The following is a 15,469-nucleotide window of genomic DNA, read 5'->3' on the forward strand; positions in this document are numbered from 1 at the left end:
CCGCCATTCGCCGGAGAAAATACGGCCAATCACCAGCGAGCTGAAACCGAGCATAATGCCGGTCACGATGTTACAGGTCAGCACGATAAACACCGCGCACAACAATCCGGACATCGCATCCACGAAATCGGTGAAATCCAGTTTGGTCACGTTGCTGAGCATCAGCAGACCCACGTACATCAGTGCCGGTGCGGTAGCGTATGCCGGTACCAGATAAGACAACGGAGACAGGAATAACATCAGCAGGAACAGCACGCCGACGACCGTTGCGGTCAGGCCGGTTTTGCCGCCCGCTGCCGTACCGGCTGCCGATTCGATGTAAACCGCTGCCGGTGATGCGCCAACCAGCGAGGCAAAAATGCTGCTCACGGAGTCTGCGGTCAGCGCTTTGCCGCCGCTGATGATCTGGCCGTTTTCATCCAGCAGGTTTGCCTGACCGGCGACTGCGCGGATAGTGCCGGTAGCATCAAACACCGCGGTCATCACCAGCGCCAGAACGCTTGGCAATACCGCCGCTTTCAGCGCGCCCATGATGTCGAGATCGAAAATCACCGATTTGCCGTCAGCACCTGCCAGAGAAGGCATCGCGAACAAACCCTGATATTTCACGGCAGGATCGAAAATCAGACCAATAATGGAAATCGCGATAATCACCAGCAAAATGCCGCCGGGCACACGCAGTTTCTCAAGGCCGAAAATCACCGCCAGTCCGAGCAATGTCATGATCACCGGGAAAGAAGTAAAGGCGCCGAGCGCGACAGGTAAACCGTCCAGCGGGTTTTTCACCACCAGACCGACGCCGTTGGCCGCGATCAGCAACAGGAACAGGCCGATACCGATGCCGGTTCCGTGCGCAACGCCGGTGGGCAGGTTGCGCAAAATCCACGACCGGATGCCGGTCATCGAGATAATGGTGAACAATACGCCCATCAGGAATACCGCGCCGAGGGCAACCGGCACGCTGATGTGCTGGCCGAGCACCAGACTAAAGGCGGTAAAGGCAGTCAGAGAGATGGCGCAACCAATCGCCAGCGGCAGATTAGCCCACAGGCCCATCAGCAGGGAGCCGAAACCGGCCACCAGACAGGTCGCGACAAACACGGCGCTTGGCGAGAAACCCGCTTTGCCAAGCATTGACGGTACAACGATGACCGAATACACCATCGCCAGAAACGTCGTTAAGCCGGCGATCACTTCCTGGCGAACGTTACTGCCACGCGCACTGATTTTGAAAAAAGCATCAAACGGGCCCTTTGGCGCAACGGCGCTGCCCGTCTGAGTGTGTTGACTCGACATGAAAATTCCTCTGAATGTCTCTGCTGATTAGCCGGCGTGGTCATTATGAAACCGTTTCTGCACGTTCACTTCCCTATTTGTCGCCTGAAATCGCCGAAACGGGCGTCAGAACGGCAAGGCAAACGTTTAACTCGCATCGCGTATGGCGGGACAAAAATTAACGCAAACGATTATCTCGTTTTTAATTACCACACATCAACTGCGAATGACGACAATTTACCGTTGTCTGGTCAATAAAAACGCGGTTGTGGTGCAAATCTGTCCGCCTGGCGATTTGCTGTGCGGTAACGGTTGCGCACGCGCTTCGTGGCGATGAGAAAGAGAGACAGCAAATCAGGATGAATAGGCTATGCCGGGAGGTAAAAGACCGGAGATAAAAATAACAGGACGTTTATTAAGGTTTATTTTCTGATGGCGTTCATTGGGCAAATTCCACACCCGCAAAGAGCCCGCTGTGAAATATAAAAAGGGAATACGTTCCGGCGATAAAAAACCAAAACGCTCCCCCCTTTAAATTTTTGAGGACTTAAAAACCATTAACGCAGGATATTCAAAGGGCCACCGGTTTCCAGAGCCCGCTGATAAGCCGGTCGGGCTGTCACATTGGAAAGCCATGCATTTAAATGTGGGTATTTTCCCAGACCGGTGCGGACGTTTATGGCTTCTACCGGGAAACTCATCTGAATGTCCGCTGCGCTGAACTGATAACCCGCGAAATAAGGATGCGTGGTCAGATGTTGTTCCAGATAATCCATGTGGGTATAAATCTGTTTATCCAGATAGTTTTTCTGCACACCCTGTCCGATCGCACCGGCAATCGGGCGGATCAGCCACGGCATTGGCGGCTTGCCCAGACGGCTGAAAATCAGCTTCATGACCAGCAGCGGCATCAGCGAACCTTCGGCATAATGCATCCAGTAGCGATACTGCTGGCGCTCCGCGAACGCCGTCGGTTTCAGCGTGCCTGCCTCATCGTACACTTCCTGCAGATACTCAATAATAGCGCCAGATTCCGCGAGGATCATGCCGTTATCTTCGAGTACCGGTGATTTGCCGAGAGGATGCACTTTTTTCAGCGATTCCGGTGCCAGCATGGATTTCTTATCACGTTGATACTGTTTGATTTCGTAAGGTACGCTCAGTTCTTCGAGCATCCATAAGATTCGCTGTGATCGGGAATTATCCAAATGATGAACTGTTAACATAAACGTCTTTTGCCCTGTCGTATTTAATTATCTGTTAACTATAGACAACGGTTTCGCAGGCCGTATCACATTCGTTTAAAAACCCTTTCTTTCATCCGGATTAATACCGCAAAAAATCTTTTTATTTGATTAAAATTACTTACGGATTAATCTTAATTACACGAAAAAAATTATCGTAACTTCATTCGCCTTTAATAATTCTTAATGCCATTATCGCCGGATAAAAAAATCAGCCCGTCGCTTTCGACTCTATGTTTGTGGAGCCTTACATGTTTTCCAGTAATTACAACAATGTGCTTGTCATGTTTTCGTTCATTGTTGCAATGCTTGCCTCTTATACCGCGCTTGATATGGCTGGCCGGGTTGCCACCACGGAGGGAAGGGCTTCCCGACTTTGGTTAATTGGTGGCGCCATTGCAATGGGCATCGGTATCTGGTCCATGCATTTCATCGGCATGCTGGCTTTTAATTCCTCTATGCCAATGGGTTACGACCCGGTCATTACATTGCTTTCCATGCTGATTGCGATTATTTCCTCGGCGTTTGCGCTCTGGCTGGTATGCCTGCAAGAGTTGCCGCTGCGGCGATTGCTGGCCGGCGCGTTACTGATGGGTGGCGGCATTGCGGCCATGCATTACACCGGAATGTCAGCGATGCTGATGATGCCGCCGATTGTTTATGACTTCCGCTGGGTCACATTATCCGTCGTGGTCGCCATTGTTGCCTCCGGCGCAGCACTGTGGATGGCGTTCCATCTGCGCCAGCAGTCGCCGAATGTGCGCCTGTTGCGCATCAGTGCCGCCGTGGTGATGGGCACGGCGATTGTCGGTATGCACTATATCGGTATGGCCGCTGCGCAATTCCCCATGGACAGCCACAGCATGGCGGCCTTCAGCGGCGTGGATAATAACTGGCTGGCGCTGCTGGTGATTGTAGTGACGCTGGCTATTCTGGCGATCACCCTGATTATTTCTATTCTTGATGGCCGGATGCAGGCACGCACGTCGATTCTGGCGTCGTCGCTGGCGCAGGCTAACCGCGAGCTGACTCAGCTGGCGCTGCACGACAATCTCACCCGTTTACCGAACCGCCTGTTACTGGAAGACCGCCTCAGTCAGGCTTTTCAGAAAGCCTCGCGGGGAGAATCTCAGTTTGCGGTGCTGTTTATAGATCTCGACGGGTTCAAAGCCGTTAACGATGCTTTTGGCCATCACATCGGCGATCAGCTGTTAATTTCTGTCACTGAACGGCTGAAATCCCAGCTGCGCGCGACAGACACGCTGGCACGTCTCGGCGGTGATGAATTTGTCCTGCTGGTGGAAATCGCTGAACCGACAGACGCTTCTCAGTTAGCCGATAAACTGGTGCATCTGATTGCCCGTCCGTTTTACGTGTCCCGCTACGAACTGCTGGTGTCCGCCAGTGTCGGTATCGCGGTGTATCCGGGCGACGGTGAAAATGAACGCGAGCTGATGCTCAATGCTGACGCAGCGATGTATCACACCAAAAATTCTGGCCGCAACGGGCACAGTTTCTTTCAGCCTTCGATGAATGCCAATGCGCAAAACCAGCTGCAGATGCTCAATGATTTGCGTCTGGCTATCGAGCACCATGAACTGCGGTTGCACTATCAGCCGAAATTTATCGCGCCTTACGGGCCGGTCAGCGGGTTCGAGGCGCTGCTGCGCTGGGAGCGTGACGGCAAAACGCTGAGCCCGGATGTGTTCCTGCCACTGGCAGAGAAAACCGGTCTGATCATTCCGATTGGCGAATGGGTGCTGAATGAAGCCTGCCGCCAGCTGCGCGAATGGCATCTGCAAGGACACACCACCTGGACGGTGGCGGTCAATCTGTCCACGCTGCAATTTGAGCAGTCGAATCTGGTCGAAATGGTGATTGAGACGATTGAACGTCATCAGATCCCACCGGAAATGCTGACGCTGGAAGTCACCGAAACCACTGCAATGCGCAATCCGGACGTCAGCGTGGCAATTCTCGAACGCCTGACCCAGTACGGTGTGAAGGCCTCCATTGACGATTTCGGCACCGGCTATTCCAGCCTGCTGTATCTGAAACGTCTGCCGGCCAGCGAACTGAAAATCGACGGGGCCTTTATCAATGACCTGATCGCCGGCAGCGAAGACGCCAGCATTGTGGCGGCGATTATCGCTCTGGGCCAGACCCTTAATCTGAAAGTGGTGGCCGAAGGCGTGGAGACCACCCAGCAGCAGGATTTCCTGACGCAGCTGGGTTGCGACACGTTGCAGGGCTATCTGCTGGGACGTCCGATGACACCGCAACAGATTGCCCAGCATCCCGATACCGACTGGGAACCGCAGCTCTCCATCAATCATAAACCTGACTAACCCAGGGCGTCGTACATCACGCGGTCGCTGTGCGGAAAAATCGCACAGCGTTGCGCAGTTCGACGCTTTGTTCCCGCTTACCGTGGTTCAAAATCCGGCCATAACGGCGCGATGTCAGACATCAGATTCGGGGTTCCGGCTGCCACTGCCATATGCCGGTAGTTGTCGGTACCATCCGGCGTTTTCGCGAATTTCACCACCGTGTGCAGTCCGGCTTCCTGACACAGCACGGCGCCTCCTGCAATGTCCCACAGCGTCGTGCGCCGTTGCAGATGGCCGTCGATAATGCCCTTTGCGGCAAACACCATGCCGATGGTCGTGCAGCGATAACAATGCACCGACCAGTCTGCGGCGCGAAGCCCCTGATAAAATGCTGAAGCTTCGTCCAGTTTGTCGTCCGAGCTGTCGCCCAGCGATACAATCTGCACGTCGCCAAAACGGTCATCGCGACGGAATGGCTTTCCGTTCAGGAAAATCCCCTTTCCGGATTCTGCGGCAAACAGGTCGTTTAATACCGGCAACGCCACAATGCCCACCACTGGCTTTTTGTTCTCGACCAGGCCGAGCGACACGCCCCATAGCGGCGAACCGCGCAGGAAATTCGAGGTACCGTCAATCGGGTCGATCACCCAGCAAGGCGCGTCTGTCAGCACGCCGCCCAGTTCCTCACCGATGATGGCATCCTGCGGGAAATGCTCTGCAAGCTGACGACGGATAAACTGCTCGACCGCCACATCCGCCTCAGAGACGAAATCCTGCGTGCGTTTGCTGCTGACTTCAATGGTGTCCCGGCGGTTAAAAAAGCCCAGCGCCAGTTCAGCCGCCTGCGCCGCGATCTGACTGGCCATCGCCAGACGGGGAGACATCGTCGTGTTGGTCATCATAAATCCTGAATATTCAGTCTGAAGGAGAAAATCATTTCCATAGAATGCACCGGAATCGATGAATAAAAAATGACAACCGGTCCTTTATCACGGGTCATATTCAGCTATGACATAACGCTATATAATCCTCTGTATAACGTAACCAGAGGATTTATCCGTGCGCGCATTATCATCCCGCTTTTTACCTTCACTCGCCCTGCTCGGGCTGGCCCTGAGTTTTGCTTCCCCTTCCGCTCTGGCTGCACGCCAGATTACTGACCAGTTAGGCCGTCAGGTCACGATCCCCGATAACGTGGATCGCGTGGTTGTTCTGCAACATCAGACCCTGAATCTGCTGGTTCAGCTGGATGCCACCAAAGACATTGTTGGCGTGCTGAATAACTGGCAGAAACAACTGGGCAGCGGTTATGCGCGCCTTGCGCCAGAGCTTCTGAAAACGCCGGAAGTGGGTGACCTGACCAGTGTGAATCTGGAAAGCGTGGTCGCGCTGCATCCGCAGGTGGTTTTCGTCACCAACTATGCGCCGCAGGAAATGATCGACCAGATCAGCCAGACCGGCATCGCGGTGGTGGCGATTTCACTGCGTGACGATCCGAAAGGCGAAGAACATAAAATGAATCCGGTGCTGCCTGATGAAGATAAGGCGTACACAGAAGGGCTGAAGAAAGGCATCGCGCTGATTGGCGAAGTTGTTAATCACCAGAAACAGGCTCAGGCATTGATCGACTATACTTTTTCAGAGCGCAAGCTCACCGCCGAACGTCTGAAAAGCATTCCGCCTGAACAACGGATCCGCACGTATATGGCAAATCCCGACCTGACCACTTACGGTTCCGGTAAATATACCGGCCTGATGATGTCCCATGCCGGCGCGATGAATGTGGCCGCCGCGACCGTGAAAGGGTTTAAACAAGTGGCGATGGAACAGGTGATTGCCTGGGATCCGCAGGTGATCTTCGTGCAGGACAGATATCCGGAAGTGGTCGGGCAGATCAACAGTGATCCGAAATGGCAAAGTATTGATGCCGTTAAACATCATCGGGTGTATCTGATGCCGGAATACGCCAAAGCCTGGGGCTACCCGATGCCCGAAGCGCTGGCGATTGGTGAACTGTGGATGGCGAAAAAACTGTATCCACAAAAATTCGCCGATATCGATATGCAAAAACAGGCAGACGCTTATTACCAGCGCTTCTACCGGACGGATTTTAAATCCGCGGCAGAGGCGGCGCGCGCGGGGAAATAACCTCGTCCCCGGCGTTTATTGTTGAGGCAATGTGACAAGGAGACCTGATGACAAATTCAATCAAAGTGCTGGCCGCAGGTAGCCTGCGCCGGGCATGGCAGCCGTTGTGTGAAGCGTTTACGGAAAAAACAGGCACCAAAGTAATTGCGGAATTCGGTCCTGCCGGGCTGTTACGTGAACGCATCGAACAGGGTGAGAAAGTCGATCTGTTTGCTTCCGCCAATACTTCTCACCCGCTGGCCTTACAGCAGCATGGTAAAGCGCTGTCAGTGGACAGTTTTTGCGGCAACAGCCTGTGCGTGACGGCGCGTAAAGTACCAGAACTGGACACACTTAACTGGCTGAAAGTGCTGCTCGATTCGCGTTTCCGGCTGGCGACTTCCACGCCAAAAAGTGATCCTTCCGGCGACTATACCTGGCAGATGTTTGAAAATATTGAGCGTCGCCATCCGGGCGCGGGAGAAACCCTGCGAAATAAAGCCTTACGGCTGGTGGGCGGTGAAAATTCAGCAAAAGTGCCGGAAGGAAAACTGGCTGCGGAATGGCTGATTTGCAGCGGGCAAGCCGATGTATTTATCGGCTATACCAGTTATGCCACGCTGCTGCGTGAAAATGACGGGCTGGAGGTGTTCAACGTGCCAGCCGATTACAATGTCCGCGCCATCTACGCGCTGGCTACCTGCACCGAAAAAGGCAAACCGCTGGCGGAATTTATTCTTTCAGAAACCGGCCAGCATATTTTGCAGAACGCCGGTTTTTGCGGAAAGCATTCAGTGATGCCGGAATAAAGACTAATGATCTAAATCGCGTTCCTTCATTGCCCGCTGACGATCGTAATACTCATCTTCGGCGGCAATGATTTCATCCAGCAGGGAATCCACATCGGCTTTATGCGTATCTTCGGCAAACAGGCCGGTCAGCGGCGATTCCGGCGTCAGTTTGCCGTCTTCGTACAATGCCCAGATCTCTTTGGCATAGCGCGTTTCCAGCAACTTCGGCGCGAACTGACCGTAATACTCGGTCATGTTATTCACATCGCGCTCAAACATCGATTCGGCATGGTTATTGGCGGCGGCATCCACGGCCTGCGGCAGGTCGATAATCACCGGCCCGTCGGCATCCATTAGCACGTTAAACTCTGATAAATCGCCATGCACGATACCGGCACACAACATGCGCACGATATTACGGATCATGGTTTCGAAATCAGCCACCGCTTCTTCTTCGCTGAGGATGACATCACTGAGGCGCGGCGCGACCACACCGTCAGCGTCGGTGATTAGCTCCATCAGCAACACGCCATCGAGACAAATGTAAGGCTGCGGCACGCGCACACCGGCATTCGCCAGACGGAACAGCGCATCGACTTCCGCCGTCTGCCAGGACTCTTCCTGCTGTTTGCGTCCGAACTTAGTGCCCTTTTGCATCGCACGCGCGTTGCGGCTGTTACGGACTTTACGGCCTTCCTGATACTGTACGGCCTGTTTGAAGCTACGCTGTGTCGCTTCTTTATAAACCTTGGCACAACGGATCTCTTCACCGCATAAAACGGTGTACACGTCGGCCTCTTTGCCACTTTTCAGTCGACGGACCACATCATCAATCAGGCCGTCATCCACCAGAGGTTGGATTCTATTTGGGATTTTCATGCAGCCTTGTACCTTATTTCAGCGCATGAGGGAATGACCTGCGCAATATTCCCTTCATTACACACCAGACACGCCGTTCGCGTCATCCTTTCTTGATCCTTATCGCTTACTGCCTTCAGGAGTACAGTTTAACGTAGTGGCGATGGAGTGGATACTTTCTGCGCACAAGTTATTGTCATTCTGCGTAAAAAAGCACACGGACATTGTGGGTGTTTTCCCTCTGATCATCATCGCCGGGAATTTGACTTAAATGATGACTTCAGGCCTGATAATTATTTCTTACTGTAAATAAGTCCTGCCAGTTATTATATTTTCATATCGCCGGAACTTTTCCTCTGACTTGAGCTTTTCGTGCTGTTTAGCTGAGGTTTAATAACGGCATGAAATGGTATACGCTCCGTTTAGAATTTTGGTGGTACTGTGCCGGTAATTTCCCGTTGCAGGTTGTCTATTATGAACACGCTATTAATTACCGGTGCCACTGGTTTCGTTGGCGGAGCTGTTGTTGAATATTTTCTGCGTCAGCAATTAACCACCAGAAATAAACTATTACTTTTAGTCAGGGCTGACGATAATACGACGGGACTCGCCAGAATTATCGATAACTTAAAGAAATTTGAACTCAGTGATGAACAGCTTTCTTCACTGAGCGAAAAGTCAATATTAACCGGTGACTTAGCTGAGCCGGAAAGTTTTATTCATGACCCGCGTTTAGATAATGTCACGCATGTCATTAACTGTGCCGCCATTGCGTCATTCGGTAATAATCCGGCCATGTGGCGGGTGAATGTTGAAGGCTCACTGGTGTTTGCCAAACGCATGGCGCAGGTCAAAGGGTTGCAAAGATTTGTGCATGTCGGCACGGCGATGGCCTCAATGCCTGATAAAGACAGCGTATTCTATGAAGGGATGCCGGACAACGAGCAGAACGAAGACCTGGTGCAATATACCGCGTCCAAGCGCGCCATCGAGAATCTGGTGCGGGAAGAATGTCCGTCGCTGCCGTTTGTCGTCGCACGTCCGTCGATTATCGTCGGTCATACCCAGTACGGTTGCCAGCCTTCGAGCAGCATTTTCTGGGTCTTTATGATGGCGATCAAACTGAAGAAATTTACCTGTACGCTCGACGACCAGGTGGATGTGATCCCGGTAGATTATTGTGCGATGGTGCTGGCAAAATTATGTCTGGCGACCGAACTCAGCCATAATTTTTATCATATTTCTTCCGGCGAAGAGATGTGTACACCCTTCCATGAAATTGATACCTCTGTGGCGGAAGCAAATAATGCGCCACGTATTATCAGCGAATATGAGCAAATCAGTTATCAGGAGTTCACCGGTATCCGTAAGCAATTTAAAGATGTGCTTGGCCCGTGTAATGACAAAATCATTTTACGCGCCATTAAACTTTACGGCGGCTTTGCCCAATTGAACGTGAAATTTGATAACTCACGCTTATTGAATATGGGTATTCCTAAACCTGCTGCCTTTAAAAGTTATATTGATAAATGTGTTTCCTCTACCCGTGGGCAATCTATCAGCGAACTGATGCGGGTGGATTTTAAATAAACACGATGTCTGTTAAATATTAAACACTCCCCTCAATCATTCTCGTTGCATCAAGGCGGCAACGGAATGAATCCCCGGGAGCTTACATAAGTAAGTGACCGGGGTGAATGACCAATCTGCAGGGAGCAGACTGGGACGCTGCTTGCAGCGGCGCCTTCAGGAGCGAGGTCCATGGATGGGCCGAGTAACGCAGCCACGCAGCGTGAAGGATGACGGGGATTATACCAGGCCGTTTCGGCCATACAGCCTGAAACCTTCGCGCTGATTCAGCCTGTCGTAATACGCCGTCACTGCCGGTAACGCCGGACGTGGCATCGGCGTCATCGACCAGCGGTTCACCGCCAGCCCGAGCGGAATATCCGCCAGCGTAAAATTATCTCCCAGCACGTAATCGCCGCTGCGCTGAAGTTGTTCTTCCAGCATCTGCATGTGACGGTTCCATTCGCTGACACCGGCATCAATCAGCGCCGGATCCTGATGTTGCGCACTGTTGCGCGCCAGCGCCGGAAACGCATAGCGCCAGGCGTTATTCAGCTCACCGGCCTGCCAGTCCATCCACTGTTCCGTCAGCGCACGACGTTTCGGGTCAGAGGACAGCAAATCTTCACGCCCTTCCCGCGCCGCCAGATACCGGCAAATCACGTTGGATTCCCACAGCACGAACTCGCCGTCGAGCACCACCGGCACCATCGCATTCGGATTCAGCGCTTTAAATTCCGCTGTCTGCGTGGACTGAAAACCTGAACCAAACTGCTCCTGCTCGTAATCCAGCCCCAGTTCATGGCAGGCCCACAACACTTTACGCACATTGATCGACGGTGATTTACCCAGAATCTTCAGCATGATTTCCCCTGTCAGGTGGAACGCAAATGGCCGGTCACGACGGACGAACAAAAATCCGCGTGGCAGAGCCGTGATAAGTGGTGTCGGTTTTCGCCACGAAACCACATTTTTCCGCCAGCCGAATTGAAGCCTGATGCTCCGGCGCAATAATGCAGCATAGCTGACGATCCAGATTTGTTTCAGCCCAGCGGATCACCGCCTGCGCCGCTTCAAACGCGTAACCTTTGCCGTGAAACGCCGGAGAAACTACCCAGCCCATTTCCGCCATGCCGCTGAGCGAGGGAGTAATGTCACGCTGATAATCTGCCAGACCAATTTCGCCGATAAACGCGCCTTCTGCACCATCGGTTTTTTCAAACACAATCCAGTAGCCGAAACCGAGCATCTGCCAGTGGCCGGGATAACGCAGCAGGCGGCTCCAGCTGGTTTCGCGACCCGACGGTGTGCCGCCGATATATTTCACCACCGCAGGATCAGCCCATTGCGCGGCAATATGTTCAAAATCATCAACGTGATGGGCGCGTAAAATCAGACGTTCGGTTTCGATAACAGGTGCCTGGGTCAGCATGGTTTTCCCTGAATAAAGTAAATTTCCATTAAATTAGCACTGGAATCAGACAGACCGGAAGAAGGGTTTTAACGCGGAATGAAATCAGACGATAATGCCGCCGCGCAGCGCCGACGGCGTGATGCCGCGGACAGATTTAAAGCGGTTACTAAAATGACTGGTGGAACTGAATCCGCACTCAAGCGCGATAGCCGTGATGTTCATCTGGCTGGTTTTCAGCAGATTTTCCGCGTGGATCAGCCGGGCGTTCATTACGTACTGATGAGGCGCCAGCCCCATGCTTTGCCTGAACATACGTGCAAAATGGAATTCGCTGAGTTGTGCCAGCGCAGCCAGTTCCGGCAGCAATAAAGGCTCAGCCAGATGGGTGTGAATGTAATCTTTCACGCGATTGAGAATATGCGGTGCCAGCCCGCCGCGCACCGTCGGCAGCGCCCATTGCAGATGGGTATAATTTTTGACCAGATGCGCCAGCAGCAGATTGGCGGCGCTGCTCAGCATCAGCTGATTGCTGTTTTCCTGCCACTGACTGCTGAGCAAAAAGTGGCGATACAACAGCGTAATCTGCGGATCTTCTTCGAACGTGCGCTCTTCGAGATCAATTGCCACCGGGCTGCGATCCCATGTTTGCTCGACCAGATACCGCAGATGGTCGTCGGAGCAGTACAGATGTACAAACGACAAGTCGTCGCGCACGTCCCAGCTCGACATGCTGCCTTTTGGCATCAGACAAAAGCGATCCGGCCCGCCGCCGTTACGCCAGCCACCACGGGTTTTGTGATAGCACTCGTAACCGTCGGCAACGTACAGGCTCAGCGTGTGGTGATCGGCGCTTTCCTGATTCACGATGTCATTTTTGTTCGACCACGCCGCCAGCTGAATGCCGGAACCCAGCTCCACATTGTCATGCAGAACCGCTTTGTGCTGACGCAGCGTTTCAAAAGCCTGATAAACCTTCGTCATGGCATGTCCGTGTGGAGGGAAGAAGAGGTTCAGTTTACGGTTTTTCACCGTCACAGAGCCACATTTTGCAGGCCGCCGCCGCAAAAAATGCGCAAGAATATGCAACTCAGCGCAGGTCGCTGAAAGCCTGCAATCTCCCGTTCCGGCAGACTTCTCTCAGCCATTACCTTTTTGAGTGAGAGAAACCCATGAACGCTTTGCTTTATATTCTGGTGATAATTATCTGGGGCACCACCTGGTTTGCCATCTATCTGCAACAAGGCGACGTGCCAGTGACGGTGTCGATTTTCTACCGTTTCCTGCTGGCCGCGGTGATCATGCTGGTGGCTTTGCTGGCAACGCGCCGGTTACGACGTCTGGCGCTGAAAGATCATCTGTTCTGCATGATTCAGGGCTGCTGTGTTTTTTGCTTCAATTTTTACTGCTTCTATCACGCAGCGGCTTACATCACCAGCGGGCTGGAGTCGGTGATCTTCTCAATGGCCGTGTTATTTAATGCCTTCAACGGCATGCTGTTTTTCCGCCAGAAGCTGGCACCGGCAGTGATTCCGGCCTGCATTCTCGGACTGGCGGGCATTATCACGCTGTTCTGGCATGATCTCAGCGCCGCGCACATCGCGCCGGAACTGCTCAAAGGCATCGGCCTCAGCCTGCTCGGCACCTACGGATTTTCACTCGGCAACATGATCAGCTCCCGCCATCAGCGCCACGGGCTGGACGTACTTTCCACCAATACTTACGCGATGTTTTACGGCACCGCGGTGATGGGCGTACTGAGTCTGATACAAGGCGCGTCATTCGCCATCGACCTGACACCGCACTATCTCGGCTCGCTGGTCTATCTTTCGGTGTTTGGCTCAGTGCTGGCCTTCGGCATTTACTTCACGCTGGTCGGGCGCATCGGTGCCAGTCAGGCGGCCTACAGCACCCTGCTGTTCCCGCTGGTCGCGCTGACCGTGTCCACGTTTTATGAAGGTTATCAGTGGCACGCCAATGCAGTTATCGGACTGGCGCTGATCCTGCTGGGCAATCTGGTGATGTTCTGCCGCCCGGCCTGGCTGGGGGTGTTCAGGAGGACGATTGTAGTTTAGATTTTTCGTTCTCAAATATAAGGTTGCCGTCCGAGGCAATCTTATATTTTGTTAAAATATGCGACGACTTCGCCTACAGTTAAAATACTCCAGCCGGCAATAGTTGTCCTTTCGAGGTTGATCGCTATTTTTTCAGCAGGCCACGCAGCATCCAGAATAAAATTAGATGAAGCCAAATTATTATCTATTTGGAAACATATTTTCGGGAGAGGATAACCTTTAGTTTCAAGTGTTTTTATATCACCATGGAGCGATGTATCGGTAAGAGAATAAACATCATCCCAGCAAGTAACAATATTAATTCCCTGTTTTAATCGGCAGGTCTGAATTATTTTCATTTCAGCCGCTGAAAGATACATGCCGCCATGCTGAGGTTTTTTACGATGGCAATCTCTGCAAACCACTTCTAAGTTATCAGTAGTATTATGATATTTTACGCCGTCCTTATGGTGAACATCACATAGGTTTCTATGCAAACTCATATCGACTCCGCAATCACTGCATATATACCCTTCCCTGCCTCTTACTTTGCTTGAAATTTCTTTCCAGCCTTCAACATACCCGCTATTTTTAGCCTTAAATAATCCTTGGGGCATATGACGAAAACAAGTACTGTAATGAGCAAAGAAGTCTTTCATAACAAAGGTATTAAATACCTTCATCTTGATGACTCTGTCCGAACTATTACGATAATTGAGTCGTTCCAAACAATTCTTACAAACCCGTAACTTCACTTCCTGATGACGCCCATTGGCATCATCGATTTCGAAAAGACCATCAAGGCTATTAGTCACATGATAGCGCTCAAAACGATTTTTAGTTCGCATATCTTCTAATGTACGGCACCAGGCAATATGAAATCTTTTCCCCTTTGAAGGGTCTGCGACGGCAATATCATACATTGTTCCATGGTCACGAATGTAAAGAAGAACCTGACGACCTTGATAGGATATTAAACTTGTACCTGAATCAAGATCTCCGATATTAATTTCGATCCCATCTTTAAGCCCAACATCAATTTCATCAAAAGTAAAAATATTTTCTGACAGGATGAAATCTCCACCTTCTGGTAGCATCCTCTTCGCTAGCCGGACTAGCTCAGAGAAATCAAGATTAAGTTTCACTCCATTACTCCTGAATAATCCGTCTGATTTGTAATTCAGCGTTAGTGACCACTTTGAATGTTACACGTCTTGAGCGCTGAGAATCTTCCTGTCCGGTGGCAGAGAGCACCGGGTGCGACGATGAATAGCCTACCGCAGAGAAATGCGACTTAATCCATGCTCTCTGACTCGCTATTTCATCCATTTCATAAATATATTCCAGAACAACCCGGGTTCTGCCCTGAGAAAGCTCCATATTATTAAAATAAGCGACATCGGGGTTTGACGTCCCCGTCCAGTCGCTGCTGGTATGGCCTTCAATTCTCACCTCCGTGATGTGTTCTTTAAATTTATCAAGAACAGTAAGGTAGCGTGGAAAAAAACTATCCAGTGTAGATTTAAAACCTAACTGTAAATCTGTGCTTCCCGTATTGAATAAAACATCAGGAGACTTAAACCTAAATTCTAAGGTCTGCTTATCTATTTCCGCATCCCAGTCAGGTAAATCCTTAGCAAACTCTACCTCAAGTGCATTATAAAGTTCTGTCTGCGCATTTTGATAAGCAACAGCAACTTCTTTAATTTTATTCTTTTCGACTTGTACATAGTGCATATAGGCAACAGAAATAAAGAGAAATACCATCATCAATCCAGCCATGAGATCAGACATGGAGATCCAATGTTCA

General features: G+C 51.5%; 14 protein-coding genes. 5 read left to right on the top strand and 9 right to left on the bottom strand.

Going from position 1 to position 15,469, the window contains the following annotated elements; all coding sequences use genetic code 11:
• Together UC15_RS02880 and UC15_RS02885 are read right to left on the bottom strand one after the other, a co-directional pair.
• Positions 1-1,296 (bottom strand): NCS2 family permease (locus UC15_RS02880; protein ID WP_112287036.1); only part of this gene is annotated, 1,296 nt, incomplete at its 3' end.
• Positions 1,297-1,832: 536 nt separating this feature from the next.
• The gene (locus UC15_RS02885; protein WP_112287037.1) at positions 1,833-2,501 is read right to left on the bottom strand and encodes a glutathione S-transferase family protein; all 669 of its coding nucleotides are present in this window, start codon (positions 2,499-2,501) and stop codon (positions 1,833-1,835) included.
• A gap of 269 nt (positions 2,502-2,770) precedes the next feature.
• Here UC15_RS02885 and UC15_RS02890 point away from each other — a divergent pair, with 269 nt between their 5' ends.
• Positions 2,771-4,867, top strand: coding sequence for a bifunctional diguanylate cyclase/phosphodiesterase (locus UC15_RS02890; RefSeq protein ID WP_112287038.1), 2,097 nt, complete (start codon positions 2,771-2,773; stop codon positions 4,865-4,867).
• 77 nt (positions 4,868-4,944) lie between these two features.
• On the opposite strand, the gene UC15_RS02895 is transcribed toward UC15_RS02890, so the two are convergent.
• Complete coding sequence (locus UC15_RS02895; protein WP_112287039.1) at positions 4,945-5,748, bottom strand: inositol monophosphatase family protein; 804 nt, start codon at positions 5,746-5,748, stop codon at positions 4,945-4,947.
• Between the two features lie 160 nt (positions 5,749-5,908).
• Here UC15_RS02895 and UC15_RS02900 point away from each other — a divergent pair, with 160 nt between their 5' ends.
• Together UC15_RS02900 and modA are read left to right on the top strand one after the other, a co-directional pair.
• Positions 5,909-6,997 (top strand): ABC transporter substrate-binding protein, encoded by a 1,089-nt coding sequence (locus UC15_RS02900; RefSeq protein ID WP_112287040.1) that lies wholly within the window; start codon positions 5,909-5,911, stop codon positions 6,995-6,997.
• 47 nt (positions 6,998-7,044) lie between these two features.
• Positions 7,045-7,785 (top strand): molybdate ABC transporter substrate-binding protein, encoded by a 741-nt coding sequence (modA, locus tag UC15_RS02905; RefSeq protein ID WP_112287041.1) that lies wholly within the window; start codon positions 7,045-7,047, stop codon positions 7,783-7,785.
• Between the two features lie 3 nt (positions 7,786-7,788).
• On the opposite strand, the gene UC15_RS02910 is transcribed toward modA, so the two are convergent.
• Complete coding sequence (locus UC15_RS02910) at positions 7,789-8,646, bottom strand: PA4780 family RIO1-like protein kinase (RefSeq protein WP_112287042.1); 858 nt, start codon at positions 8,644-8,646, stop codon at positions 7,789-7,791.
• Between the two features lie 453 nt (positions 8,647-9,099).
• Here UC15_RS02910 and UC15_RS02915 point away from each other — a divergent pair, with 453 nt between their 5' ends.
• Positions 9,100-10,215 carry an SDR family oxidoreductase gene (locus tag UC15_RS02915; protein ID WP_112287043.1) on the top strand — a complete coding sequence of 372 codons (1,116 nt, stop codon included), beginning with the start codon at positions 9,100-9,102 and terminating at the stop codon, positions 10,213-10,215.
• A 219-nt stretch (positions 10,216-10,434) separates the two neighbouring features.
• Here the strand turns inward: UC15_RS02915 and UC15_RS02920 are convergent, their stop codons facing one another.
• The 3 genes from UC15_RS02920 to UC15_RS02930 form a co-directional block, all read right to left on the bottom strand.
• Positions 10,435-11,058 (bottom strand): glutathione S-transferase family protein, encoded by a 624-nt coding sequence (locus tag UC15_RS02920; RefSeq protein WP_112287044.1) that lies wholly within the window; start codon positions 11,056-11,058, stop codon positions 10,435-10,437.
• Between the two features lie 34 nt (positions 11,059-11,092).
• Positions 11,093-11,626 (bottom strand): GNAT family N-acetyltransferase, encoded by a 534-nt coding sequence (locus tag UC15_RS02925; protein ID WP_112287045.1) that lies wholly within the window; start codon positions 11,624-11,626, stop codon positions 11,093-11,095.
• A gap of 84 nt (positions 11,627-11,710) precedes the next feature.
• Positions 11,711-12,589, bottom strand: coding sequence for an AraC family transcriptional regulator (locus UC15_RS02930; RefSeq protein ID WP_112287046.1), 879 nt, complete (start codon positions 12,587-12,589; stop codon positions 11,711-11,713).
• Positions 12,590-12,777: 188 nt separating this feature from the next.
• On the opposite strand from UC15_RS02930, the gene UC15_RS02935 reads away from it, so the two are divergent.
• The gene (locus UC15_RS02935) at positions 12,778-13,680 is read left to right on the top strand and encodes a DMT family transporter (protein ID WP_112287047.1); all 903 of its coding nucleotides are present in this window, start codon (positions 12,778-12,780) and stop codon (positions 13,678-13,680) included.
• Between the two features lie 41 nt (positions 13,681-13,721).
• Here the strand turns inward: UC15_RS02935 and zorE are convergent, their stop codons facing one another.
• Entirely contained in the window at positions 13,722-14,804 is a 1,083-nt protein-coding gene (zorE, locus tag UC15_RS02940; RefSeq protein ID WP_112287048.1) for a type II Zorya anti-phage system protein ZorE, read from the bottom strand.
• Between the two features lie 4 nt (positions 14,805-14,808).
• On the bottom strand, positions 14,809-15,441 hold the full coding sequence (gene zorB2, locus UC15_RS02945; RefSeq protein ID WP_112287098.1) for a type II Zorya anti-phage system protein ZorB2: 633 nt from the start codon (positions 15,439-15,441) through the stop codon (positions 14,809-14,811).
• Positions 15,442-15,469: the final 28 nt, after the last annotated feature.

The sequence above is a fragment of the Rahnella sp. AN3-3W3 genome (genome assembly GCF_003263545.1).
In the GTDB taxonomy this organism is placed as follows: Bacteria; Pseudomonadota; Gammaproteobacteria; order Enterobacterales; family Enterobacteriaceae; genus Rahnella; species Rahnella variigena.

Bases quoted from the DNA above. Each gene is read 5' to 3' on its own strand.
- UC15_RS02910 (WP_112287042.1), bottom strand. From the start codon at position 8,646: ATGAAAATCCCAAATAGAATCCAACCTCTGGTGGATGACGGCCTGATT.
- UC15_RS02890 (WP_112287038.1), top strand. From the start codon at position 2,771: ATGTTTTCCAGTAATTACAACAATGTGCTTGTCATGTTTTCGTTCATT.
- modA (WP_112287041.1), top strand. From the start codon at position 7,045: ATGACAAATTCAATCAAAGTGCTGGCCGCAGGTAGCCTGCGCCGGGCA.
- UC15_RS02920 (WP_112287044.1), bottom strand. From the start codon at position 11,058: ATGCTGAAGATTCTGGGTAAATCACCGTCGATCAATGTGCGTAAAGTG.
- zorB2 (WP_112287098.1), bottom strand. From the start codon at position 15,441: ATGGCTGGATTGATGATGGTATTTCTCTTTATTTCTGTTGCCTATATG.
- UC15_RS02885 (WP_112287037.1), bottom strand. From the start codon at position 2,501: ATGTTAACAGTTCATCATTTGGATAATTCCCGATCACAGCGAATCTTA.
- UC15_RS02930 (WP_112287046.1), bottom strand. From the start codon at position 12,589: ATGACGAAGGTTTATCAGGCTTTTGAAACGCTGCGTCAGCACAAAGCG.
- UC15_RS02925 (WP_112287045.1), bottom strand. From the start codon at position 11,626: ATGCTGACCCAGGCACCTGTTATCGAAACCGAACGTCTGATTTTACGC.
- UC15_RS02935 (WP_112287047.1), top strand. From the start codon at position 12,778: ATGAACGCTTTGCTTTATATTCTGGTGATAATTATCTGGGGCACCACC.
- UC15_RS02895 (WP_112287039.1), bottom strand. From the start codon at position 5,748: ATGACCAACACGACGATGTCTCCCCGTCTGGCGATGGCCAGTCAGATC.
- UC15_RS02915 (WP_112287043.1), top strand. From the start codon at position 9,100: ATGAACACGCTATTAATTACCGGTGCCACTGGTTTCGTTGGCGGAGCT.